Origin of the sequence: Granulibacter bethesdensis (assembly GCF_001889545.1) — a bacterium.
Lineage (GTDB): Bacteria > Pseudomonadota > Alphaproteobacteria > Acetobacterales > Acetobacteraceae > Granulibacter > Granulibacter bethesdensis_B.
In genome coordinates this window covers 816391-840000 of sequence record NZ_CP018194.1, presented here as the reverse complement: position 1 = coordinate 840000, position 23610 = coordinate 816391, and the positions used below count along the sequence as shown (strand labels likewise).

The 23610-nt window shown below is 59.1% G+C and carries 27 protein-coding genes (1 of these 27 only partly in view); 9 read left to right on the top strand and 18 right to left on the bottom strand.

Annotated features, from left to right (window positions below; genetic code table 11):
• A protein-coding gene (locus tag GbCGDNIH8_RS03775) for an NAD-dependent epimerase/dehydratase family protein (RefSeq protein ID WP_072572144.1) crosses the window boundary here: on the bottom strand, nucleotides 1–774 show its 5' portion. Its footprint begins 198 nt before the window's first position; the window shows 774 of its 972 coding nt (coding positions 1–774); the start codon lies at nucleotides 772–774; its stop codon lies off the left edge, out of view.
• 247 nt (nucleotides 775–1021) lie between these two features.
• On the opposite strand from GbCGDNIH8_RS03775, the gene cysG reads away from it, so the two are divergent.
• Nucleotides 1022–2386: a siroheme synthase CysG gene (gene cysG / locus GbCGDNIH8_RS03770; RefSeq protein WP_253736102.1), complete on the top strand. Its 1365-nt coding sequence runs from the start codon at nucleotides 1022–1024 to the stop codon at nucleotides 2384–2386.
• A gap of 48 nt (nucleotides 2387–2434) precedes the next feature.
• On the opposite strand, the gene argB is transcribed toward cysG, so the two are convergent.
• The gene (argB, locus tag GbCGDNIH8_RS03765; protein ID WP_072572143.1) at nucleotides 2435–3361 is read right to left on the bottom strand and encodes an acetylglutamate kinase; all 927 of its coding nucleotides are present in this window, start codon (nucleotides 3359–3361) and stop codon (nucleotides 2435–2437) included.
• A gap of 225 nt (nucleotides 3362–3586) precedes the next feature.
• Here argB and GbCGDNIH8_RS03760 point away from each other — a divergent pair, with 225 nt between their 5' ends.
• Nucleotides 3587–3874, top strand: coding sequence for a YMGG-like glycine zipper-containing protein (locus tag GbCGDNIH8_RS03760; protein WP_072572142.1), 288 nt, complete (start codon nucleotides 3587–3589; stop codon nucleotides 3872–3874).
• Between the two features lie 214 nt (nucleotides 3875–4088).
• Nucleotides 4089–4868, top strand: a complete 780-nt coding sequence (locus tag GbCGDNIH8_RS03755; RefSeq protein WP_072572141.1) for a bestrophin-like domain — start codon at nucleotides 4089–4091, stop codon at nucleotides 4866–4868.
• 18 nt (nucleotides 4869–4886) lie between these two features.
• On the opposite strand, the gene GbCGDNIH8_RS03750 is transcribed toward GbCGDNIH8_RS03755, so the two are convergent.
• The 9 genes from GbCGDNIH8_RS03750 to rpmH all read right to left on the bottom strand — a co-directional run bounded on the left by GbCGDNIH8_RS03750 (nucleotide 4887) and on the right by rpmH (nucleotide 10541).
• A complete protein-coding gene (locus tag GbCGDNIH8_RS03750; RefSeq protein ID WP_072572140.1) occupies nucleotides 4887–5414 on the bottom strand; it encodes a chromate transporter in 528 nt (175 codons plus the stop codon).
• Nucleotides 5411–5989: a chromate transporter gene (locus tag GbCGDNIH8_RS03745; protein WP_072572139.1), complete on the bottom strand. Its 579-nt coding sequence runs from the start codon at nucleotides 5987–5989 to the stop codon at nucleotides 5411–5413. The genes GbCGDNIH8_RS03750 and GbCGDNIH8_RS03745 overlap by 4 nt, the downstream gene beginning before the upstream one ends.
• A 24-nt stretch (nucleotides 5990–6013) precedes the next feature.
• Complete coding sequence (locus GbCGDNIH8_RS03740; RefSeq protein ID WP_072572138.1) at nucleotides 6014–7021, bottom strand: phospholipase D-like domain-containing protein; 1008 nt, start codon at nucleotides 7019–7021, stop codon at nucleotides 6014–6016.
• A 109-nt stretch (nucleotides 7022–7130) separates the two neighbouring features.
• Nucleotides 7131–7277 carry a hypothetical protein gene (locus tag GbCGDNIH8_RS12800; protein WP_157692540.1) on the bottom strand — a complete coding sequence of 49 codons (147 nt, stop codon included), beginning with the start codon at nucleotides 7275–7277 and terminating at the stop codon, nucleotides 7131–7133.
• 6 nt (nucleotides 7278–7283) lie between these two features.
• A complete protein-coding gene (gene yihA, locus GbCGDNIH8_RS03735; protein ID WP_072572137.1) occupies nucleotides 7284–7955 on the bottom strand; it encodes a ribosome biogenesis GTP-binding protein YihA/YsxC in 672 nt (223 codons plus the stop codon).
• Between the two features lie 9 nt (nucleotides 7956–7964).
• On the bottom strand, nucleotides 7965–9701 hold the full coding sequence (yidC, locus tag GbCGDNIH8_RS03730) for a membrane protein insertase YidC (protein ID WP_072572136.1): 1737 nt from the start codon (nucleotides 9699–9701) through the stop codon (nucleotides 7965–7967).
• Nucleotides 9701–9973 (bottom strand): membrane protein insertion efficiency factor YidD, encoded by a 273-nt coding sequence (gene yidD / locus GbCGDNIH8_RS03725; protein ID WP_072572135.1) that lies wholly within the window; start codon nucleotides 9971–9973, stop codon nucleotides 9701–9703. The genes yidC and yidD overlap by 1 nt, the downstream gene beginning before the upstream one ends.
• On the bottom strand, nucleotides 9970–10323 hold the full coding sequence (rnpA, locus tag GbCGDNIH8_RS03720) for a ribonuclease P protein component (protein ID WP_072572134.1): 354 nt from the start codon (nucleotides 10321–10323) through the stop codon (nucleotides 9970–9972). Before rnpA ends, yidD begins: the two co-directional genes overlap by 4 nt.
• 83 nt (nucleotides 10324–10406) lie before the next feature.
• Nucleotides 10407–10541 (bottom strand): 50S ribosomal protein L34, encoded by a 135-nt coding sequence (gene rpmH / locus GbCGDNIH8_RS03715; RefSeq protein ID WP_011631430.1) that lies wholly within the window; start codon nucleotides 10539–10541, stop codon nucleotides 10407–10409.
• Nucleotides 10542–10760: 219 nt separating this feature from the next.
• On the opposite strand from rpmH, the gene GbCGDNIH8_RS03710 reads away from it, so the two are divergent.
• Nucleotides 10761–11396, top strand: a complete 636-nt coding sequence (locus tag GbCGDNIH8_RS03710) for a TVP38/TMEM64 family protein (RefSeq protein WP_072572133.1) — start codon at nucleotides 10761–10763, stop codon at nucleotides 11394–11396.
• A 20-nt stretch (nucleotides 11397–11416) separates the two neighbouring features.
• Here the strand turns inward: GbCGDNIH8_RS03710 and GbCGDNIH8_RS03705 are convergent, their stop codons facing one another.
• Nucleotides 11417–11896: an Lrp/AsnC family transcriptional regulator gene (locus GbCGDNIH8_RS03705; protein WP_011631428.1), complete on the bottom strand. Its 480-nt coding sequence runs from the start codon at nucleotides 11894–11896 to the stop codon at nucleotides 11417–11419.
• 205 nt (nucleotides 11897–12101) lie between these two features.
• Here GbCGDNIH8_RS03705 and trxB point away from each other — a divergent pair, with 205 nt between their 5' ends.
• Both trxB and GbCGDNIH8_RS03695 read left to right on the top strand, forming a co-directional pair.
• Nucleotides 12102–13064, top strand: a complete 963-nt coding sequence (gene trxB, locus GbCGDNIH8_RS03700; protein ID WP_072572132.1) for a thioredoxin-disulfide reductase — start codon at nucleotides 12102–12104, stop codon at nucleotides 13062–13064.
• Between the two features lie 124 nt (nucleotides 13065–13188).
• Complete coding sequence (locus GbCGDNIH8_RS03695; protein ID WP_072572131.1) at nucleotides 13189–14073, top strand: LysR family transcriptional regulator; 885 nt, start codon at nucleotides 13189–13191, stop codon at nucleotides 14071–14073.
• A gap of 13 nt (nucleotides 14074–14086) precedes the next feature.
• Here the strand turns inward: GbCGDNIH8_RS03695 and GbCGDNIH8_RS03690 are convergent, their stop codons facing one another.
• The 4 genes from GbCGDNIH8_RS03690 to GbCGDNIH8_RS03675 form a co-directional block, all read right to left on the bottom strand.
• A complete protein-coding gene (locus GbCGDNIH8_RS03690; RefSeq protein WP_216634501.1) occupies nucleotides 14087–15487 on the bottom strand; it encodes a pyridoxal phosphate-dependent decarboxylase family protein in 1401 nt (466 codons plus the stop codon).
• Between the two features lie 49 nt (nucleotides 15488–15536).
• Entirely contained in the window at nucleotides 15537–16562 is a 1026-nt protein-coding gene (locus GbCGDNIH8_RS03685; protein ID WP_095206415.1) for a glycosyltransferase family 2 protein, read from the bottom strand.
• A 66-nt stretch (nucleotides 16563–16628) separates the two neighbouring features.
• On the bottom strand, nucleotides 16629–17831 hold the full coding sequence (locus tag GbCGDNIH8_RS03680) for a pyridoxal phosphate-dependent aminotransferase (RefSeq protein ID WP_072572129.1): 1203 nt from the start codon (nucleotides 17829–17831) through the stop codon (nucleotides 16629–16631).
• A 109-nt stretch (nucleotides 17832–17940) separates the two neighbouring features.
• Nucleotides 17941–19143 carry a pyridoxal phosphate-dependent aminotransferase gene (locus GbCGDNIH8_RS03675; RefSeq protein ID WP_072572128.1) on the bottom strand — a complete coding sequence of 401 codons (1203 nt, stop codon included), beginning with the start codon at nucleotides 19141–19143 and terminating at the stop codon, nucleotides 17941–17943.
• Nucleotides 19144–19338: 195 nt separating this feature from the next.
• On the opposite strand from GbCGDNIH8_RS03675, the gene GbCGDNIH8_RS03670 reads away from it, so the two are divergent.
• From GbCGDNIH8_RS03670 to GbCGDNIH8_RS03660, 3 genes are all read left to right on the top strand, one after another.
• Nucleotides 19339–19836 (top strand): disulfide bond formation protein B, encoded by a 498-nt coding sequence (locus tag GbCGDNIH8_RS03670; RefSeq protein ID WP_072572127.1) that lies wholly within the window; start codon nucleotides 19339–19341, stop codon nucleotides 19834–19836.
• A 16-nt stretch (nucleotides 19837–19852) separates the two neighbouring features.
• Nucleotides 19853–20422 (top strand): demethoxyubiquinone hydroxylase family protein, encoded by a 570-nt coding sequence (locus GbCGDNIH8_RS03665; RefSeq protein ID WP_072572126.1) that lies wholly within the window; start codon nucleotides 19853–19855, stop codon nucleotides 20420–20422.
• Nucleotides 20423–20541: 119 nt separating this feature from the next.
• On the top strand, nucleotides 20542–21954 hold the full coding sequence (locus GbCGDNIH8_RS03660; protein ID WP_157692539.1) for a carbohydrate porin: 1413 nt from the start codon (nucleotides 20542–20544) through the stop codon (nucleotides 21952–21954).
• Nucleotides 21955–21963: 9 nt separating this feature from the next.
• On the opposite strand, the gene GbCGDNIH8_RS03655 is transcribed toward GbCGDNIH8_RS03660, so the two are convergent.
• On the bottom strand, nucleotides 21964–22902 hold the full coding sequence (locus tag GbCGDNIH8_RS03655) for a cytochrome c oxidase assembly protein (protein WP_072572124.1): 939 nt from the start codon (nucleotides 22900–22902) through the stop codon (nucleotides 21964–21966).
• 50 nt (nucleotides 22903–22952) lie between these two features.
• The gene (locus GbCGDNIH8_RS03650; RefSeq protein WP_011631418.1) at nucleotides 22953–23546 is read right to left on the bottom strand and encodes an HNH endonuclease; all 594 of its coding nucleotides are present in this window, start codon (nucleotides 23544–23546) and stop codon (nucleotides 22953–22955) included.
• Nucleotides 23547–23610 lie beyond the last annotated feature (64 nt).

Genomic DNA, 23610 nt, shown 5'->3' with positions numbered 1-23610 from the left:
GGAGACCTCCTCCGGCCTGTTATTGCCGATATTGATCAGACGGGCGCCGTCCGCTGAACTGGGCGGACGGTCGAGGCAGCGAATCACCCCCTCCACAATGTCATCAATATAGGTAAAATCCCTCTTCAACCGGCCATGATCGAAAAGCTGGATCTCCTCTCCCTGGGTAATGGCTTTGGCGAAGGAATAATAAGCCATATCCGGTCGCCCCCACGGGCCATATGCCGTGAAAAAGCGCAAACCGGTCTGAGGAATCCCAAACAGGTGATCATAAGCCGCACTCATCAGCTCATCAGCGCGCTTTGTCACGGCATACAGCGAAAGCGGGCGCTCAATCCGTGCCGTCTCCCGAAACGGGGCTTCCAGATCGCCTCCGTAAACAGATGACGAGCTAGCATATACCAGATGACGCAGGTCCGGCAGGGTACGGGCCATCTCCAGAATGGCGAGATGTCCCATGACATTGGAAGCAACATAGGCGTAGGGATCCTGAAGCGAGTATCTCACCCCGGCCTGTGCCGCCAGATGCACAATTCTGTCCACGGAGTGAAAGCTTCGCGTAAACTCGGCCATCGCCAGGCGATCAGCCAGATCGACCTTAAAGAAACTGAACCTTGTCTCTCTTTCCAGCACAGCCAGTCTGGCCCGCTTGAGACCGACATCATAATAACTGTTCAGATTATCAATACCGATAACGGTTTCGCCCTGACGCATTAAGGCACGGGCGACGTGAAAGCCAATGAACCCAGCGACACCGGTAACGAGCACAGGCAATTATGTGGACCTTTTAATGTATTACGCTTCGCCCAGAAACCCGTCAGCAGCTACAGAATGACCAACGATCGTCTTGACTTAGCCTTCCCATAGCCAATTCCGCCATAGGATATGGCTCTTAAATGAGATGAATTCTCTTTCATGTTCATAAGGAGAAACGCCACCTCTGTTTTATGACAAAATCGCCCGGATGCTGTTCACTGGACCAACACCATCTCAAACCTTTGAAATGATGGCGAAATGGATATTGTCCGACAACAAGGCAGCTTACTACGGCGTTCAGGAAGGCTTCACGGATATGCGTCACTACCCGGCATTCATGGATATTATAGGGCGGAAAGCCCTTGTTATTGGTCAGGGCGAATCCGCAGACCGTAAGGCACAGGCTCTGCGCCGCGCCGGTGCCGAGGTGAACATATCGCCGACATTCAAGCCCGGTCTTCTCGACGGCTGCACGATTGCCATCGGCGCGGAAGCGACTGACGAGGATTTGCAAGCCCTTTCCAGAACCGCAATCGAGCGTGGCATTCCAGTCAATATAGTAGATCGCCCGGAATTATGCAGCTTTATCACACCCGCTATCGTTGACCGTAGCCCGTTGACCATCGCCATCTCCTCCGGTGGGGCGGCGCCTGTGCTGGCCCGGTTGCTGCGGGCAAAGATTGAAGCGCTGGTTTCACCCAGCTATGCCAGACTGGCTGCCCTGGCCGAGCAGTTCAAGGACAGATTACGCGCGGCTTTTCCTGATATGGCGATCAGGCGTCGGGCATTGGAGAGCCTGCTGACCGGCCCCGCTGCCGATCTTGCCCTGAACGGGCAAGAGAACGAGGCGGGAAAACTGTTCGAGGCTGCCATCAGCCAACCCGACACAATCTCTCGCAAGGGAATCGTTTATCTGGTGGGCGCCGGGCCTGGTGCACCCGATCTGCTGACGCTGCGCGCGCAACGCCTGTTGGGTGAAGCGGATGTGATCGTGCATGACCGGCTGGTCACCGATGAAATTCTCGACATGGGCCGTCGCGACGCCAGCCGTATTTTTGTCGGCAAGGCCCGCGCCAATCACTGCATGCGGCAGGAAGACATCAACGCCCTTCTGGTCCGTCTCGGACAGGAAGGGAAACGCGTCGTCCGACTCAAGGGGGGTGACCCGCTTATTTTCGGTCGCGGCGGAGAAGAGGCCGAAGCTCTGGCTGAAGCCGGAGTCGCCTTTGAGATCGTCCCCGGCATTACCGCAGCCCTTGGTTGCGCGGCGGGCTCCAACATCCCGCTCACACATCGAGAAGCCGCACGCGCCGTGACCTTCATTACCGGTCACACCAGAGATGGCACGCTGGAGATGGATTTTCACGGGGCGGTACAGCTGGGGGGTACTCTGGCCGTCTATATGGGTATCGTGACGCTTCCGCGCCTGAGGGATGGATTACTGGCCGCAGGACTGCCGGCTGAAACGCCCGCCGCCCTCATCGAAAGGGGAGGAACAAAGGCACAGCGCGCCCTGTTCGGCACCCTGGATTACCTGGTGGAAACCGCACCGGACTGGAGTGAAGGCGGCCCGGCTCTGGTCCTGGTAGGAAAAGCGGTCGGCCGAACGGTACCTGCGCATCAAGGCTAGCAGTCAGAGGGGAGATGGCCAGCACCTCCCCTCCCTCTTCTATCAGCCTCAGCCGCGAATCAGGGTGCCGATTCCCCCTTCTGTAAACATTTCCAACAGACAGGCGTGCGGCTGACGGCCGTCCAGAATCACCGCGCCGCGTACACCTTTTTCAACCGCATCGACACAGCATTCGACTTTCGGGATCATACCACCCGTAATCGTGCCATCGGCAATGCCTGCCTTAACATCCGTCGCACTCATTTCCGGAATCAGCTTTTTATCCGTATCCAGAACACCGGGCACATCCGTCAGCATCAGAAGACGCTTGGCGCCCAGCGCACCAGCAATGGCACCGGCGGCAGAATCAGCATTGATATTATATGTCTGACCGTCTTCCCCAATGCCAACCGGCGCAATGACCGGGATCAGCCCGGCTCCGGTCAGGGCATGAATGACGCGGACATCAATATGAGCAGGCTCTCCCACAAAACCGAGATCGAGCGCTTTCTCGATATGGCTGTCAGGGTCCATCGCCGTACGCTGCAATTTGCGCGCATGAATCAGACCGCCATCCTTGCCGCAAATCCCAACCGCCATGGCGCCCGCACGATTGATCAGGCCAGCGACCATCTTGTTGACAGTACCTGCAAGTACCATCTCGACGACCTCAACCATCGCCGCATCGGTAACGCGCAACCCGTCCACAAATCTGGACTGGATCGCCAGACGTTTGAGCATGTCATTGATCTGCGGACCGCCGCCATGCACAACCACGGGGTTGATGCCCACCTGCTTGAGCAGAGCGATATCAGCGCCGAACTGTTCGGCCAGACGCTCATCACCCATGGCGTGGCCGCCATATTTCACCACAACTGTTGCACCCGCATAGCGGCGCATAAACGGCAGAGCATGAGCAAGGATTCGCGCCTGCTCCCCTGCCGAGCCGAAATCATCGGTGTTCACATGGACCTCCGTCTGCGACGCGCCCGTCATACGTTCTCTTTCACTCGACATCATTCCATCGGGATAGGAAGTCCCCGCCGCCCTCACCACACACGGAACAGGCCACATTCGTCAAGAAACTGTCTTGGTGTGCCTTGAAACCGTCTTATTTCTGCCATGAAAATACTGGCTGAATGATACTGCGACCTTGACCTTTCCGCTGCGTTCACAATGCCGTAGGAATGGACAAAACTGAATAGAAAGGGAAACACTCGGATGTACAGTCGTATTGCAGGACGCATATTGCTTGCCGCCAGTATTCTCAGCCTGGGCGCCTGCACCAATCCTTATGATCCCGGCCAACGAGCCATTGGTGGAGCGGCCCTTGGTGCCGGCGGCGGCGCAGCTCTGGGGGCAATCGCCGGGGGCGGCAGAGGTGCTGCAATCGGTGCATTGGCGGGTGGTGCGCTGGGGGCTGTCGGCGGGGCCGTCACCACACCTCAGCAAAACGCTTATCCGGCTGGCTATTACCAGCGTCCCGCTCCCGGTCGTTACGGCTACTGACGCTCTTTCGAAGAGAACCGGCTGACCATCATCAGGGCACCTCGGATTTATACGAGGTGCCCTGCCTGCTTTTATAATCCTCATAAATGCTTAAGAAACTCCAAGCCTGCTCTCATCCCGTATGATCGCCAGACGTCTCCATTTATATTAATGGGTTCCAACAATGACTCGCTGATTCGCTTGATGGCGAGGGAACCCGAAATGGACTCGCCTGATGGATTATTACGATCTTAAGAATTTCCTGGCCGTGACACTGCTGTTTGTGCTGCTGCTGGGGGCCTATCGTGCCGGACTATGGCTCCGTATCCGCCTGCCGCCGCATCATCGCAACAGCGAGACATCGGCTGTCGTTCATGCCGTGATCGGCATGCTGGTGACATTCGGTGCCATTGTTCTGGGTCTGATGGTGACATCCGGCAAAGAATCGTATGATAGCCTGTCACGTTCCGTGAACGAGGAAGCCATCCAGATCGTTCAGTTCAACCGGCTGCTTATAGAATATGGTACTGATATTGCAGACGCCCAAACTCTTCTGAAAGAATTCACGGCCCATTGCATCTATGATTTCAATGACCCGGCCCCCAAAGCAACCGCTCAGGCCAAAAGACTGATGCAGATGGAAGCAATCGTGCGTGACTGGATGCCGAAAACCATCGAAAAGAAGCGGCTGCAATTTGAACTTGAGGAGCGCCTTTCTCCGCTGAACCGGGTTCACTGGCAGATTATTTCGCAATCAGCATCCTCTATCAGCAAACCGTTTTATATCACGCTGATCCTGTGGATGCTGGCATCTTTCTTTATATATGGGCTGAATGCTGATTTCAGCATTTTCATCAGTGTTGCGCTTGTTGTTTCAGCCATTTCAATCTGCGTCGCCCTGTTCGTCGTCATGGAAATGGCAACACCGCTTGGCGGAATTGTGGCTGTTTCCGATGAACCTTTCCGCTATGCGCTACAACAGATCAAAAGCGATACGTCCAGTCTGGTCCAATGAAAAAGCCGGAGCAAACAGTCAGAGTTTCACCAGCCAGCCAATGATACCACAGCAAGCCATCACCGCCACCGGATGCAGGTGCCACCGACACAGCACAAGCGTCGAGGCGGCCGTGATGGCATAAGCCGGCCAGCTATGGTCATTGCTTTTGGTGATGATGATCCCACTGGCCAGAACCAGCCCGACTGCCAACGGCGCCATGGCGCGTTCAAAGATACGCCGGAACCGGCCCTCCCCCATGCTTTTCCAGAGCATGGCGGCTCCGAATACCAGCAGGCTGCTGGGGATGAGCATGGCGATTGTGGCCAGCACCGCCCCCGAAATACCCGCCGCATCATAACCCAGAATGGTGACCAGCAATGTGCTTGGCCCCGGTGCAACCTGCGCCATGGCATAGGCATCAGCAAATTGCTGGGCTGTCAGCCAGTGATAGACCTCAACCGTCTGCATCTGGAGATGCGGCACGATAGCATTGCCACCGCCGAATGACAGCAGGGAAGCGCCGCCGAACAGCACAATAATATCGAGCAGTCGCGGCGGGATCATCCTTTCCGATCCTTCTCTGTTGTCAACCAGGCCCATACAAAACTGACCGGCAGCAGGATCAGCAGCATCCAGAGCAGAGACATGCGGACGACAGCCGATAACAGAACGCTGGCAGCAAAAATAAGGGCTGGAGCAGGGGCGGTCAGCACTTTCCTGCCCGTCTGCCAGGCCATGGAAAATGTCAGCCCGACAGCCCCCGCCGCCAGCCCGGCCAGCACATGCTGCAACCAGAGCGCATGCTGAAACTCCAGATAGCCGACACTCAGAGCAAGGATGATCAGAAATGGTAACATTACCAGCCCGGCAATGGCAGCCACGGCACCGCTGACACCTCTCAGGCGTGTGCCGACAAACACGGCGAGATTGACCTGATTTGCACCGGGCAGAACACGCGCCACCGTCAGAGCGCTCAGGAAGGTTGCTTCACTGAGCCAGCGGCGACGTAGAACCAGTACATCCCGTGACCATGCGGATAACCCTCCTCCGAATCCAAGCAGGGCGATCTGATTAAAGGTCATTGCGATACGCCACAGGCTGGGGCGCTCAACTGGGCTTATCGCCTCATCCGGCGACATGATGCACCCGGACACGGGATATGATCATTCATGAGCCACTTCGATATCATGAGGCTCATGGTCATCTTCGACATGCAGATGCACGGTCAGCGGATCCGGTGGATCATAGCGATGAGAGATTTTCCAGTCGCTTTTGAATATTTCGCGCAGATGCTTTGTCGTGCCTTCCCCATGCAGCACAATGCCCAGCTCCCGCCTGATATCGAAAGCGCTGCGGTCGATATTCATGGAGCCGATCAGGGCCGTTGTTTTGTCGGCAATCATCAGCTTCGCATGGGCACGGAGCGTTTTCTGCTTGTGAATGGCGATCTCCATACGCTGCATGATGCGCAGCGAGGAAAATGTGTCCAGCAGGTCAACTTCGCTGATGCCATGCCGCCCGCCACACAGGATACGCACCACAACACCCCTCGCCTGTGCCGCAACGATCCGGTCCAGCACAGTGGCATCAACGAATTTGGGGTGCTGAATCCACAGCGTTTCCTGCGCCGAATCAATAAAGGCACACATGGCCGTACGGGCGGAGGTATTACTCCACACCAGAGGGGAACCCGGGCGCGGCCAGAAAGGCTGCCGGTTCCAGTCAGCATCGAAACCTTGCAGGATCTCCGTAACCGTCGCCTGATCTTCGATAATCGCTCCATAATCCCTGGTGCGGGTGAAGTATTTTTCGACGAAATTAAAGGTGGCAATCAAGGCACGCTGCTCGTCGATCACCATCGATTTTTCATGCGTGACCGGGAAAGCCGGATTGGACCAGATCGCCTCGATTCCGGCGGCACGCAATTCTGCCATTGTCTCATCATTCGCGCGTGACCCCGATGAACGGGCCGGATTCAGCATAACGCGCACGCTGACGCCCCGATCGTGAGCCGCCTTGAGTGCAGTGATGATCGGCTCGTAGGTAAAGGTGAACATCTTCAGCCTGACCGAGCGGCTTGCCCCTGCAATCAGTTCAACGACCGGAGCAACACCATCATCAGGCTGCACGATGATCCGTGCTACGGGCAGAGCATCGGGTAAAGTCATCATTCCCCGCTTTCGGAAAGACATTCGCCGACATCATTCCAGAGTCGACCCGGATCGCCAAGCCACAGGAAACCCTGAAAAGTCAGCCGGTTTAAAAGGTTTTGCTTTTCCATCAGGGGCTACAATCAACCCGCCCCGCTGCCGCACAATCCTGAAACGCAATGAACGCTTGCAGACGTGGAAACAGCATCCACCCTGCCACAGCCAGACAGAGCAGACCCAGCAGCACCAGAACCGGCATCCAGTCCTGACCACGCATGGATGCTCAGTCCGTCAGGCCGGCCAGAGCCGCGCGCAACTCAGCGATTCCCGATCCTGTATCGCTGCTGGTGACAAAGACATGGGGATGCGCCGCAGGATGGGCGCGGGCCGCCGCATAGACATCCTCCACGCGGCGTTGCAACGGTGTCGGCTTCACGGCATCCGCCTTGGTCACGACCAGTTGGAAAGTGACGGCCGCCTTATCGAGCAATTCCATCACCGCAATGTCGGACGCCTTGAACTCGACCCGTGCATCGACCAGCAGCATGACCCGGCGCAGATTGGGTCGCCCGCGCAGATAGCTGAACATCAGCCCCTGCCAGTCTTCCTTCACATCCTTCGCCGCCTGTGCGTAGCCATATCCCGGCATATCCACCAGCACGAGCTGGTCAGCGAGGTTGAAGAAATTCAGCTGCTTGGTCCGTCCCGGCTGGGATGAGGCGCGCGCCAGCGTTTTCCGTCCGGTCAGGGCATTGACCAGAGTGGATTTGCCCACATTGGAACGCCCGGCAAAAGCGATTTCCACCCCCATAGGCGGCGGAAGCTGATCCAGCCTCTGCGTGCCATGGAAGAAGGTACACTCACCGGCAAAGAGCTTCCGCCCGGCCTCCAGAGCCGCCTCATCTGGTTCAGCTTCGGAGGGTATCTGCCCGAATTGCGGGGTCTGATCAGACATAAATCCCGCTCAGACCTTGGCGAGCTCGGGGCGCGGCAGCTTGGTGCGGCGCTGGATCAGCCATTGCTGCCCGATCGACAGCAGATTGTTCCAGCTCCAGTAAATCACCAGCCCCACAGGGAAGCGCGCCAGCATGAAGGTAAAGATGATCGGCATGAACTGGAACATCTTTGCCTGCACCGGATCCGGCATCGGCGGGTTCATCTTCTGTTGCAGATACATTGTGCCGCCCATGATCAGCGGCCAGATGCCCAGATGCAGGAAGGGCGAGATATGGGTGGGGTCGAAAGGCAGCAGCCCGAACAGATTGAACAGATTGGTCGGATCGACCGCCGACAGATCGTGAATCCAGCCGAAGAACGGAGCATGCCGCATTTCGATGGTCACGAAGATGACCTTGTAGAGTGAGAAGAAAATCGGGAACTGCAACAACATCGGCAGACAGCCGCTGGCGGGATTGGCGCCTTCAGCCTTGTAAAGCTGCATGACCTCCTGCTGCATCCGCGTCGTATCATCCTTGTAGCGTTCACGCAGGGACTGAATTTTGGGAGCCAGCAGACGCATCTTGCTCATCGAGCGATAGGATTTGCTCGCCAGCGGATAGAAGGCCGCCTTGACCAGAACGGTGAAGATCAGAATGGCAACACCGAAATTGCCAACCAGATGATACAGCCAGTCCAGCGCATAGAAGAACGGCCGGGTGATGAACCAGAACCAGCCGAAATCAACCGCCTCCCAGAAGCTGGGAATATGATACTCCGCCTGATAGTGATCGAGCAGGCTGACCACCTTGGCCCCCGCGAACAGATGCGTGGTGCTGGCGCTTTCTGCCCCTGCCGCAACCTGATCCGGAGTATGGGAGATGATGCCGACCTGATAGCCGTCCCGGCCATTCGGCTTGGTATCGCGGAAACTGAAATCGACCGAACTGGTCTGATCAGGAATCAGCGCCGTCAGCCAGTATTTGTCCGTGATACCCGCCCATCCGCCGGTGGAGGCATGCTCGAAAGCAAGGCCGTTATTCTTGGCCCCATCGCTGTCGGCGCTCTTGTAGGTGATCTCATGCAGGATGCCGTCCACCACACCGATCAGCCCTTCATGCAGAACGGTATAGCCCTCGACCTCCGGCCGGTAATCACGACGCACCCGTGCATAAGGATGCAACACAACCGGCTTACCGGTCGCATTGCGCACGGATTGGGTCACCGAGAACATGTAATCGGCATCGACCGCAACCTTGAGCATGAAGGTCAGGCCCGCGCCGTTATCCCAGCTCAGCGTCACCGGCTTGTTGGGGGTCAGGGTGGCGGCATCGGCCTTCCACTCCGTATCACGGCCCGGCGTGGCAATGCCCGATTCTTCCGGCACCCAGCCATATTCCACATAGTATGGCTCCGGCCCGCTCAGCGGAGCCAGCAGGCGGACCAGCGGGGAATTCTTGTCGACCGTCTCATGATAATCGCGCAGGACCAGATCATCGAAACGCGCACCGACCAGGCTGATGCTGCCCTTCACACGCGGCGCATCGACAGCCAGACGGGCTCCTTCCTTCGGAGGAGGCGACTGGGAGGCCGTGGCATCGGTCGGAACCGCGCCCAGCGTATTATTTGGTTTATCCTGCCCGACATTCGTGGCCGTCCGGGCCGCAGCAGGAGGCTCCGGCACGAAATGCCGGTACAACCCCTGGAAACCCAGCAGAATGCCCAAAGAAATCGCAATCGCGAGGAATAGCCGTTTCTGGTCCATCAACCCGCCGTCTGTCCTGAATGATCTTTGCAGCGGCATCTTCCGGCAGGAACCGGATCATAGCCGCCCTGGTGCCATGGGTTGCAGCGCAGAATGCGCCGCCCTGCAAGCATGGAACCCTGAAAAGTGCCGTGTTCGCGCAATGCCTGAAGCGCATAATCACTGCAACTGGGAACAAACCGGCAATTCGTCCCCAGCACGGGCCGCAGAACCAGTTGATACAGCCGCACCACAAGCCTCAGCCCGTATCCGATGATACGACCGGCGATCATACGACTCCGGCCTTGGCCAGAGCACGGCGCAGATCATCCAGCAGGGAATCGAATGGCCGCCCGCGTGTGCTGTCTCGTCCAATCAGAACCAGATCATGCGCCGATAAAGGCGTGCCTGCCTGATCGTATTCCCGCGCCACCAGCCGCGCCGCCTCGCGCAAGCGCCGACGGGTGCGATTGCGTACAACCGCATTGCCGACTTTTTTGGTCACAGTATAGCCAATGCGCAAAGGGGCGTCGGCAGCCTGCGCGGGCAGGGCCTGAAGAACCAGACCATGCACGGCGGCCTTGCGCCCCTTTGAGGCAACGCGGAGGAACTCCGCGCGCCGCTTCAGACGTTTTTCCCGCATGACTGCGGAACCCTTTCGTTGGGAGCCGGGCCGCATATCAGGGACATGCAAATCCGGCCTTACCGAAACAGGGCTGTCCGAAATCAGGCGGACAGACGCTTGCGGCCCTTGGAACGCCGGTTGGCAATCACCTTGCGGCCACCAACAGTCGCCATACGCGCGCGGAAACCATGCCGCCGCTTGCGGACCAGCTTCGAGGGTTGATAAGTACGCTTCACGTCAGGCTCTCCGAGGCTAGGGGCGTCCCAGCTTCGGGATCGCGCCCGGTCGAAATTTCCGGTACAAGACAGATGGTCCGCAGATGCCTGCGCATCTGACTGGCCGAGGCGCGGCTTATAGGGGGGTGAATGGCTATCCGTCAATCAGAAGCTGCGCATAGCGGACGATCCCGTGCTGTGATCCGCTTTTTTAACTTTCTGCGAGTCTGATCTCCCGTCATGGAACATGCTCTTGCTGCCCTTCACGCCTGGCTCGATCAGGCGCTTCCCTGGGCTGACCGACACCCGGTGCTGACTTTCACCCTGTATATGCTCGCCTATGCGCTCAGCGTCCTGCTGCTGCTGCCTGGCGGGCTTTTTCTGGGGCTGGCCGGCGGCGCTTTGTGCGGCACGCTGGCCGGGTCCGTCTCCGCCATTGCCGGGGCAACGCTCGGGGCCGCGGCTTTTCACTCTCTGACCAGACGATATATGCTGATGCACCTGCGGCGCTGGCTGCCCGCGCATTGCCTGCGCCGGCTCGATCAGATCGCCCCGCAAATGCAGCAGGACGGTTTCAATTACATGCTGGCGGCAAGGCTGATGCCGATGGTGCCATTCTGGCTCAGTACACTGGCCGCGCCATTTGCCAGCCATCGCATCCTGCCATTCGCCATCGCCACCGCGATCGGCAGCGCCCCCCTGATCAGCATCACGGTCAGCCTCGGCGCAGGATTGCGTCAGAGCATACAGCAATCCCTCGCCCCGGCAGACACGTTAATGAGTCCCTCGGTGCTGCTGCCGCTCTTTATCCTGTCGCTGCTATCCCTGCTGCCAGTCGCGCTGCGTCATGCAAAGGCGAAATTCGACAGGGCCTGATCCGGCCCTTCAAACTCGCTCTATAACGGCACGCCCGCAATATCGCGGCTGGTGCGAATCGTCTGGAGGGTCTGGACCCGCGTGACACGCTCCATCCCGGTCAGGCGCTGGGTCAGCTGATTTTCATGCGCCGTATCACGTGCCACCAAACGCAGCAGAAAATCGCCGCCGCCGCGAATCATGTGGCATTCACGCACTTCGCTCCACTCCCCCACCGTCTTTTCGAACTCGGCCAGAGCCTGTTCCTTCTGACTGTCCAGACCGACAATGGCGAAAAACTCAATCTCCCAGCCCAGTGCCTGCGGGTTGGTATCGGCGTAATAGCCCCGGATGATACCTGCTTCCTCCAACCGCCGGACACGCCGCAGGCAGGGAGGCGCCGAAATACCCGCACGACGCGCCAGCTCGACATTGGTCATGCGGCCATCGGCCTGCAATTCCGCCAGAATACGCCGGTCGATAGCGTCCAGCTCATGGGGAAGAGAATGATCGGCGGTCATGCGCTGGGGATGCTCATTCGTGGTGAAACGGAAAATTGTCATGAATGCTCTGGCTGCGCAATATTATGACTCAACGCGCTGGCTGCAAGCCATTCTCAGCCCGAAAAATTAAAAACTTTGTGCGAAGGCTTCAGCCTTGCCCGCAAGGGAGATTGGCCTCATATCCTGAGGCATGCCGTCCCTGTGTTTCAGATAGACAAAAACCATGATCCATCGCAGCAAGGTTCTCATTATCGGTGCAGGGCCTGCCGGCTATACCGCCGCCATCTACACTGCCCGCGCCAGCATGAAACCGATTCTGGTATGCGGCCTTCAGCCCGGCGGACAGTTGACCATCACCACCGACGTTGAAAACTACCCCGGCTTTGCAGAATCGGTGCAGGGCCCGTGGTTGATGGAGCAGATGGAAGCGCAGGCGCGTCATGTCGGCACCGAGATCGTGTATGATCTGATCACCGATGTGGACTTTACCCGCACACCTTTTCGCTGCACAGCGGATTCAGGCGATGTGTTCGAGGCGGATTCGGTCATCATCGCAACCGGTGCCCAGGCACGCTGGCTTGGGCTGCCGAATGAGAAACGACTTCAGGGAGCAGGCGTATCGGCCTGCGCCACCTGTGACGGCTTTTTCTTTCGGGGCAAGCGCGTGGCGGTGATTGGTGGCGGCAATACCGCCGTTGAGGAAGCCCTGTATCTGACCCACCATGCCAGCGAAGTGGTGTTGATCCATCGCCGCGATTCGTTGCGGGCCGAGAAAATCCTTCAGGACCGCCTGTTTGCGCATCCCAAAATCTCCGTCGTCTGGAACAGCGTGGTCGAGGACATCACGGCTTCCGGTCCACCGGATCGGGTGGACGGGATTGTCCTGCGCAACACCGCGACGGGGGATACCAGCACGCTGCCGGTGGATGGCGTTTTCGTGGCAATCGGCCATTCCCCCAACACCGCCATCTTCCGCGGCAAGCTGGAACTGGATGAAGAAGGATATGTGGTGACCCGCCCGGGAACCCCCTGCACCTCAATCCCCGGTGTGTTCGCCGCAGGGGATGTACAGGATAAAATATACCGTCAGGCCGTTACTGCTGCCGGAACAGGTTGCATGGCGGCGCTGGAGGCGGAAAAGTGGGTAGCTGAACATACCGATTCGTCAATGCTGGCAGCAGAATAGCGAATCGTCCGCCAACACCCGGCTTACGGGAGGGATGCGCGGAGAACAGGAGACCGCGGCCCGGCAGGCCGAATCATCGATGGGTCGCACATAGCGCACCCGGAAGCGGGGAGTGGCGTAAACAATGGACTGGGACAAACTGCGCGTCTTCCACGCCGTGGCCGAAGCAGGCAGCTTCACTCATGCTGGCGATACGTTGAACCTGAGCCAGTCTGCCGTGTCCCGCCAGATTTCGGCACTGGAGGAGGCCCTTCAGGTTCCCCTGTTTCACCGGCATGCCCGCGGCCTGATCCTGACCGAGCAGGGTGAAAGCCTGAACCGCACAGTGCGTGAAGTTTTTGCCAAGCTGGCCATGACCGAGGCTTTGCTGACCGAAAGCAAGGAAAAACCCGCCGGTCGTCTGAAAGTCACCACCACGGTCGGCTTTGGCGCTTCGTGGCTGGCACCACGCCTGCACCAGTTCCTGGCCACCTACCCCGACGTGTCTCTGTCACTGCTGCTGGATGATGCCGATCTTGATCTGGCCATGCGGGAGGCCGATGTGGCCATCCGTATGCATCCGCCCAAGCAGCCCGATCTGGTGCAGCGCCATCTGATGACTATCAAATGGCATGTGGTCGGCACACCTGCCTATTTCGAGCAATATGGTCGGCCGCAATCAGCGGAAGACCTCGATAATCACCGCCTGATTTTGTTCGGCGACTATCACTCGCCGGTCAACAACATCAACTGGCTGGCCGAAGCCGGGCGCAAGAGCGGCACGCCGCGGCGCCCATTGCTGGATGTCAACTCACTGCAGGCAATGGCGCTGGCCATTCAGTCCGGTCTGGGGATTGGTGCTCTGCCCGATTACATGAGCAATGAAATGGACGGGCTGGAGCGTGTCCTGCCGGAGATCGAATCTCCCAAAATCGACGTGTATTTCGTCTATCCGGAGGAGTTGCGCAGCTCCAAGCGCGTTTCCGTGTTCCGTGACTTCCTGCTCGGCAAGCTGGCCGAACTCGGCTGACGCAACGCCTGTGTCAGCCGGTTGCCACCAACTGGCTGACACGGCAGCGTCCGGCTTTCAACACTGCATCCACCAGAATATCAGCATCCTCCCGCCTCGTCCGGTGATTGACGATGGCAGCACGAATCGCGAGCCTCCCCTGCAAATGCGTCGTTGAGGGGACCGCAACACCGGATTCCTGAACATCCGCGACCAGCTCTATGTTCAGAAGGTCGAGATCACCCGGAGCCGCGATAAAGCGGAAACACACGACATTCAGCCCGTTCTGACCGGGCAGCGGGGCCAGCAACTCCAGCTCCGGCTCAGCTGCCACCCGTACGGCCAGATAGGCGGCGACGTCGCAGCACGTCTCTACCACCGCGCCGAGCCGGTCGGCACCGTAGGTTTTGAGCATCATCCAGACTTTCAGCGCCCGAAACCCACGTGACAGGTCCGGCCCAAGATCGCATGGCCATGGCGCGCCGCCGGACAAGCCCCGGATATCGCGCCGCAGATAAGCCAGATCCTGGGCAAAAGCCTGCCGGTGCAATACCGGATCGCGCACAAGCACACAGCCTGCGTCGTAGGGTACCTGCGGCCATTTATGGAAATCGAACGCAATGGAATCGGCCCGTGCCAGCCCCTTCACGCGATGGCGCAACACAGGCGAGAGGGCCAGCATCGCGCCGAACGCCCCATCCACATGCAGCCGCATCCCTTCGGTGGCACAGAATGTGGCCAGCGCATCCAGATCGTCGATAGCCCCGGTATCAACACTTCCCGCGGTCGCAATGACCAGAGCAGGCAGCCTCCCCTGCGCCCGATCCTCCGCCACCATGGCAGCCAACGCATCCAGCCTCATGCAATGCGCATCATCCAGCGGCACAGAACGCAGGGCATCGCTGCCGAACCCGGCCATATCCATCGCACGGGGAATACAACCATGGGCATTAGCCCCGGCATAAGCGGTGAAGCCGCTCTGCCCGACCCCTTCGTGCCGCACATCCGGCCCGAGCGCCGCCAGACGGGACACGAGAATACCAATAAAATTCGCCATGGAGGAGCCGGTCACCAGAATACCGGAGGTCTCCGGCGGCATGCCCAGCAGTTCAGCCGACCAGCGGATCACCTGCCGCTCCACCTCGACCGGAGCATGATCCCGCCCGCCCAGATTGGCGTTCAGCCCGGCCGCCAGCATATCCGCCAGCATCCCGACCGCCGTGCCGCCACCATGCACCCAGCCCATGAAGCGCGGATGAATATTTCCAGTCGCATAAGGCTGCACATGATTGCGGAACTGTTCGTAGACGGAGTCCAGACTGCTGCCATCACGCGGGGCGGGCGTTTTGAACGCATCCCTCACCTGAGTCGGTAAAGGCCGCCAAACCGCTCCGGAGCGTGCTCCGGCCAGATGGTCGAACATGTCATCCAGCATGCGATGACCAAGGCTGCGCAGCGCGTCCCAGTCATCAGGATCCAGCCCGTCAGCCACGCACGGAGTCTCCGATACGGGAAGCCGTCATGGCTGGATCGCTCGGCAGATGACGTTCCACGAAATAGAGTGGACGGCGCTTGGTCTCATTGAACACGCGACCGAGATATTCCCCGATCACACCCAGCGTCATCAACTGCACACCGCCCAGAAACAGCACCACCGCCATCAGGCTGGGATAACCCGGCACGGGATTGCCGAAAAACAGCTTGGACAGCACGATATTACCGCCATACAGCACCGCGAACAGTGCAACGAGAATACCCAGATACGTCGCCAGCTTCAGCGGCACGACGGTAAAGCCGGTGATCCCCTCCAGCGCAAGGTTCCACAGCTTCCAGTACGACCATTTGGACTCGCCCACCGCACGGGGGGCACGGTCGTACTGTACCGCAACCGAGGGATAACCGATCCAGGCGAACAGCCCCTTCATGAAGCGATGCTGCTCCCGCAGACGCAGCAGAGCATCCACCGCACGACGGCTCATCAGACGGAAATCCCCGGCATTGGGGGGCAGGCTGACATCCCCGAGCCGTGTCATCAGACGATAGAATGCATCGGCCGTGGCTTTTTTCAGCCAGGTCTCGCCTTCCCTGACACGGCGCTGGGCATAGACCATGTCGAAACCCTGCCGCCATTGCGCGGCCAGTTCCGGGATCAATTCCGGCGGATCCTGCAAATCCGCATCGGTGACGATCACCGCCTGACCGCGTGCATGATCCAGCCCGGCGGTGGTGGCAATTTCCTTGCCGAAATTACGGGACAGGCCCACCACGCTGATGCGGGGATCGGCCTGACGCAGACTCTGCATCACATCAAGCGTGCGGTCACGGCTGCCATCGTTGACATAGACCACCTCCCAGCTCTCCCCCATCCCATCCATGACGGAGGCCAGCCGGGTATGGAACATCTCCAGCCCGTCCTGCTCATTGTAGCACGGGACCACGATGGAAAAGACCGGATCGCCCTCCTGCAGAATGGGCGAAGGCGCGGAGCATGAAGTCTTTATCTCGGACATGGCCCCTCTCCTAACATGGCTCTACCGGCCTCACACCATTCTCTTTCCGCAAGGAGCATCCCCAGATCAGCGTACGGTTTCACAGAAGGTCACCAGACGCTCGCAGGCACGCGCCAGAGATGTCTCATCCGTGGCGTAGCTCAACCGTAAATAGGGACTCATGCCGAAGGCCGCACCATGCACCACGGCCAGATAGGATTCCTCCAGCAAAGCCAGCGCCACATCCTCATCGGTCTGCAACAGCCGACCGCCTGCGGAATGGCGGCCAAGCAGCCCGGCGACACCGGGGAAGACGTAAAATGCCCCCTCCGGCTTGTGGCAGGTCAGGCCGGGGGCCGATTGAAGGGCGGACACCACGAAGTCACGCCGCGCTGCATACATGGCTGCCCGCTCCGCCAGCAGGGCCGGATCACCATTCAGGGCCGCCGCTGCGGCCGCCTGTGCGATACCGGCGACACCAGACGTCGCCTGGCTTTGCATATTGTTCATCGCCTTGATCAGGGATGACGGCCCTCCCGCGAAGCCGACACGCCATCCAGTCATCGCATAGGATTTGGACACGCCGGAAATAGTGAGGATCCGGTCCCGCAGATCAGGCGCGACGGCTGCCATGGTGCGATAGACGAAGCCGTCATAGAGCAGATGCTCATAAATATCGTCGCACATGACCCAGACATGCGGATGGCGACGCATCACCTCGGCCAGTGCCGCCATCTCCGCAGGCATGATCGCGGCCCCGGTCGGATTGTTGGGAAAATTCAGCAACACCCATCGGGTTTTGGGGGTGATCGCCGCCTCCAGCACTTCCGGCTCCAGACGGAAACCAGTCTCCTGCGGGCAGTTCACGATCACCGGGATGCCTCCCGCCAGCCGGGTTACCAGCTCATAGGCGACCCAATAGGGTGCAGGAATAACGATTTCATCCCCCGGATCCACCGTCGCCATAATCGCGTTGTAGATGATCTGCTTGGCACCATTGGCGATGGCGATCTCGTTCGCTGCGAAATCCAGCCCGTTTTCCCGGTGGAATTTGGCCCGGATCGCACTGACCAGCGCCGGAGCACCCACAATAGGGGGATATTTCGTATCCCCTGCCAGCGCCGCCGCATGGGCTGCTTCAATCGCTGCCGGTGGAGTCGGAAAATCCGGCTCCCCAATCGACAGGGAGATGACATCATGCCCCTCCGCCCGCAGCACGCGCGCACGCTGCGTCACAGCGATGGTGGGGGAGACATCCAGCCCATTCAGGCGTTGCGCAAAACTCGGCATCAGAGGGCGTCCGTTTTTCCGTCGATACGATCAGCGCCATGCACTTAACGAAAAGGGCCGGACACGCAAGCGCCCGGCCCTTTTTCATTCTGTCAGGCCAGAGGATGCTTCAGGACAGAGCTGCACAGAAACGCTGGATACGCGTGCAGGCCTCCCGCAACGCCTCGGTGCTGGTGGCATAGCTGATGCGGAAATAGCCCGGATAGCAGAAGGCGGAGCCATGCACCGCCGCCACGCCTTCTTCCTCCAGCAGCGCAGTCACGAAGGATTCGTCATCGACGATCCTGACGCCCCCCTTGCTGGTCTTGCCGAAGCAGCCCTTCACGGAGGGGAAGACATAAAACGCACCTTCCGGCTTATGACATGTCACGCCCGGAGCCGCATTCAGCATCTCCACCACCAGATCACGACGCTCCTGATAGGTGGCCAGCATATCGGCGATGCTGTCCTGCGAGCCGATCAACGCCTCGACCGCCGCAGCCTGGCTGATGGAGGAGGTGTTGGAGGTAGACTGACTCTGCAACTTGTCCATCGCCTTGATCAGCGCCTTCGGACCACCGGCAAACCCGATGCGCCAGCCGGTCATTGCATAGGCCTTGGAACACCCGTTCACAGTCAGGGTGCGATCTTTCAGACGCGGCTCCACCTGCGCCAGCGTGGCGAAGGCAAACCCGCCATAAACCAGCTTCTCGTAGATATCGTCGGTCATGATCCAGACATGCGGATGACGCAGCAACACGTCTGCCAACGCCTTCAGCTCCGCCGCGGAATAAGCTGCCCCGGTCGGGTTGCCGGGGCTGTTGAGCATCAGCCATTTGGTTTTCGGCGTGATGGCGGCCTCCAGCTCCTCGGGGCTGATCTTGAAGCTGCGCTCCTCGCGACAGGAGACCAGAACCGGCTTGCCGTCACACAGGGCAACAATATCCGGGTAGCTCACCCAGCACGGGGCCGGGATGATCACCTCATCACCCGCATTCAGCGTGGCCAGCATGGCGTTGAAAATCACCTGCTTGCCGCCGGTGGAAACGATGATCTCGTCCGGAGCATAATCCAGACCATTATCGCGCCTGAATTTTTCCACGATCGCGTTGCGCAGGGCCGCAGTGCCCGCAACGTCCGTGTATTTCGTGTCACCCTTCTCAATGGCCTTGATCGCCGCTTTCTTCACATTGTCCGGCGTATCGAAATCCGGCTCTCCGGCGGAAAGGCTGATCACATCACGACCAGCAGCCTTCAGCGCACGGGCTTTGGTGCTGATGGCAATGGTCTGGCTGGGGCTGATACGGTCGAGACGCGCGGCAATCAGGCTCATGGGAACACTACAGTCCTGCTGAAGATAATCTGTTTAACCCTAACGCCGCCTTCCCTTCAGCGGCAATCGATCACCTCGTCAGCCCTGCCATCCCCTTTTCCCGCATCTGGCGACCCGCTTATGATCTCTTGCGACAAAAGCGGGGGCGACAAGAGCGGGGGCGACAGAAAACGCTGGCCGTCATATTCTGTCAGTATGGCATGTCATCGCATCATCGCTCTTTTTGCCGTTATCACGGCTTCTCTGGCGCTCGGCGTGGCTTTTTCCGTGGAGTGGTGGGCGCACCGGCCGCCTTGTGCCCTGTGCCTGGTGGAACGCTGGCCTTACCGGATTGCAATCGCACTGGGCGTGATTGCGTTCTTTCTGCCTCCCCGCCCGGCTCTCGTGCTATGCGGACTGGCGGCGCTGAGTTTCTGTGGAGCAGCCGGAGCCGGATTGCTGCATGCCGGGGTCGAGTGGCATTTCTGGCCCAGCCCTCTGCCGGAATGCGCGGCGCCACGCTTCAGCAGTCAACTCTCCATTACCGATATGCTGGCGCATATGCCGACCCGGCCTGACAAGCCCTGTGACGAACCAACCTATCTCATTCCTGGCTTTCCGGTTTCCATGGCATTCGGGAACTGTCTTTATGCTCTGGCTATGGCCATCATCATGGTGAAAATGCTGTTGGCCCTGAAACCAGACCGCGCCTGATCCGGAGAAACGCTGCATGACGCACACAGCTTCAGCCTCGGCTCCCATATCGCCTTCCTTGCCCGGCGATCTTCCGGCCCGTGAGCGGCTGGCGCGGATGATCCGGGTGGACCACGCAGGAGAATACGGCGCATCACGGATCTATGCCGGGCAACTGGCCGTTTTGCGCCGCTCCCGCCACGCGCCGACACTGGAACACATGAAGGCGCAGGAGGATGTGCATCGCGAAACATTCTCCCGCATGATCGCCGATCGTCGGGTCCGCCCGACCGCGATGCTGCCTTTCTGGCATGTGGCCGGTTTTGCGCTCGGAGCCCTGACGGCCGCCATTGGCGAACGCGCTGCCATGGCCTGCACCGTCGCCGTCGAGGAAACGATCGACAATCACTACGCCCGACAGATCGAGGCTCTGCCCGATGAAGAACACGCGCTGAAAGAAACCATCGCCCGCTTCAGGGAGGAAGAACTGGAGCACCGCGATATCGGCCTTGCCAATGAGGCAGAGCTGGCGCCAGCCTATCGGCTGCTATCCGGCGCAATCAAGGCTGGCTGCCGTCTGGCCATCGCCATCAGCGAACGCGTTTAAACTCCATCCTGTTCAGATCATACCGTCATTGCAGTTTGTTTAATGCTGTATCGAAATATTTTTGCATGCGTTTTTTGGCTTTCTGGTCCGGGATGTTCCTTTCACACCTTTGCCTGATTGTGAGGATACTGACCGGGATTCTGGTCGGTGCGGCGATGGGATTTTCGCTGATAACGCAGGCCTATGCACAATCTGAAACGCCGGGACTTGGCTCCATGCCGTCCCGGTCCCTGACGCAACCGCCTGATCCGACAATCCCGCCCATCGCGCCCAGAGAGCATTTTTTCGGTCACTGGGGCGGTATCAGGCCCTCTCTGGAACATCACGGGATCGAACTCATTGCCGGCTATCTCAGCGAGACGATGGGCAATGTCACCGGCGGTCGGGGGCGTGGCATTGCCTATGCCGATAATCGCGGCATCGAACTCAAGATTGACTGGAATAAATTGGCGGGCTGGAAAGGGTTGACCACACGCGCGATCGTTATCAACCGCGCCGGGCGCAGTCTGAGCAGTACCGTGATGGGGGATTCTCTCTATCCCGTGCAGGAAATCGCGGGCGGCGGCGGCAATGTCGCTGCCCATTTGTCGATGCTCTATGCTGAGCAGCTCCTGCTGAAAAAAAGAGTGTCGATTGCCGTGGGGCGATTGCAGGTCGCGACCGATTTCGCATCGTCGCCTATCTATTGCGAATTTGTCAGCAATGCTTTCTGTGGTGTGCCCACACCTTTATCAGCCGGCGACAGACCCGCCTTTACCAATGGCGCCGCCGCCAACTGGGGCGGACGCATCCGCGGTCGCCCTACACCGGAAACCTATGTGGAAACCGGTGTTTTCGAATCCAATTCCGCACGCGGCGGTCGTACGGGACTTCAGTTCAGCACGGCCACAGCCAACGGCATGATGATCCCGGTGGAAATCGGTTGGGAACCGGGTGGCGGGAATAACGAGCGGCCTGGGCATTATAAAATAGGGGCCTACTATGACAGTGCACGCACCAACACCCTGTACCGCGATCTCCCCTCTGACGAGGGATATGGCCTTCCCGTCCCTTCCAACAACAATCCGGCCACACAAAAAACGATCAGAGGCCGCTCGGGATTCTGGATCATGGCTGACCAGATGCTGCTGCGGCGCGGCCCCTATGCACGGGAAGGGCTGATCGTCTTTGCCGGTTTCACCCTGTCGGATGACAGATTTTCACCCTATCGCAGCCTCGGTTTTGTCGGCATGGTGGACCGTGCTTTCTGGCCCGCACGTCGCAGGGACAGCTATGGTTTCGCCGTCTATTACGCTCAGCAGAGCCGGGGCCTGAAGGCTCTCCAAAAAGCCGAGCAAGCCGCAGGGCAGCCCCTGACGGGGGGCGTTCCCGGGCCACAGGGTGATGAAGTTATCATAGAGGCCGAATATACGATCCATGCCTGCGAAGGTCTGGCAATCGAGCCTGACCTTCAGGTCGTGGTGCATCCCGGCGGTGTGCGGCAGTACGGAACGGCTTTGGTGCTCGGTTTTCGCACCAATCTGTCGTTTTAATATTTCCTTTCAGCCCGGCCCTTTCCGATCTGCCGGTGCAGTCGGCGGCTGGGGCGTCGCCTCCGTCGCTTTTGCTGGCATGACCTGTTTCAGGTAGGCGATGATATCCCGCCGGGCGACAGGATTATCGATGCTCATGGGCATCGCCGCACCGGGCAGCATGGCAGCAGGTCCGGCCAGCCAGCGGTCCAGATGCCCCTCATCCCAGATGAAATCCGCAGCCGCCAAAGCTTTGCTGTATGGATAACCCGGCACAGAACCGGCCTTACGGCCGATAATGCCTGCCAGACGGGGGCCTTCCTTATCGGTCCCCATCTCATGACAGCCTGAACATTGAGCGGCGAATATTTTCTTTCCCAGCGCCGCATCTGGCGGTCCGTCATGGAAACGCGCCAGATCCGCCGGAGTCTGCCCGGTCTCGGAACGGAAAAACGTGTAGGACAGCGTGATCTGATCCACATCCTGCATGGCCGGATCGTTGGCCATGGCCGGATCAACATAGAACAGCACCGGCATCTGCACCGAGCGATGCGCAGCCAGCCTCTCCTCCGTAAAGCAGAAGCACTCGATCTTCTTGAAGTAGATGCCCGCTTTATCCGGAGTCACATTGAAGGTGGCATGGCCCACGATATCCTGATCGCTGGTGTTCTCCGCTTCATAGAAAATCGGCACCTGCTGTCCCAGATGTACTTTGACGCTGCGTTGCAGAGGACGAAAACGCCAGGGGAGCTTCGGGGAAACATCGGCGTTGAAAAACACCGTGACCATGCGGGATGAGACTGCTTTGGCCGCCTCATCCTCCGTGACGCGCTGGGTTGTGCCGCCTGCCCCGGTCACCTGGCAGAACAGCCGGTACAAAGTCACCGAATAGGATACCAGCCCCGTCATCCCCGCGACCATGATCATGAGCGCCAGAGGAATACCGTATTGTCTCAGCCTGCCTGCCATTTTCTTTCTCTGCTGGCCGTACGGCCAGCAGAGCGGCGGGCCGTGCGGGCTCAGCTCTCCAGTTCGCTGTCCCAATACAGATAATCGCGCCAGCTTTCATGCAGATAGTTCGGGGGGAAAGCCCGCCCATTATCCTGCAATTCCCACGTTGAAGGCTGACGCGGCGTCGTCAGGGGCAGCATATTGCATTCACGCGGCAACCGCGAGCCCTTGCGCAGATTACAGCTTCCGCAGGCAGTAATAACGTTTTCCCAGGTCGTCCGCCCACCGCGGCAGCGTGGAATGACGTGATCAAAGGTCAGTTCAGGCGTCGGCATACGCTGCCCGCAATACTGGCAGGAAAAGGCATCGCGCAGGAATACGTTAAACCGGGTGAAAGCGGGGCGCCGGGCTGTGGGGACATAATCCTTCAGCGCAATCACACTGGGCAGTCTCAGCGTACGGCTGGGGGAACGAACTTCGTGATCGTATTCACTGAGCACTGAGACGCGATCCAGAAAGACCGCTTTTACCGCATCCTGCCAGGACCATAGCGAGAGCGGAAAATATGAGAGCGGGCGGAAATCCGCATTGAGAACCAGAGCCGGAAACTGTGCCGGTCCACCCGTTCTAACAAGGCTGTGCAACTGCTCACCATCAGGCATTGCCGCTTCCTATTCAGGCGGTCGCACACTCTGGTGAAGAAATCCTAGCCACGAACTGCCAGAT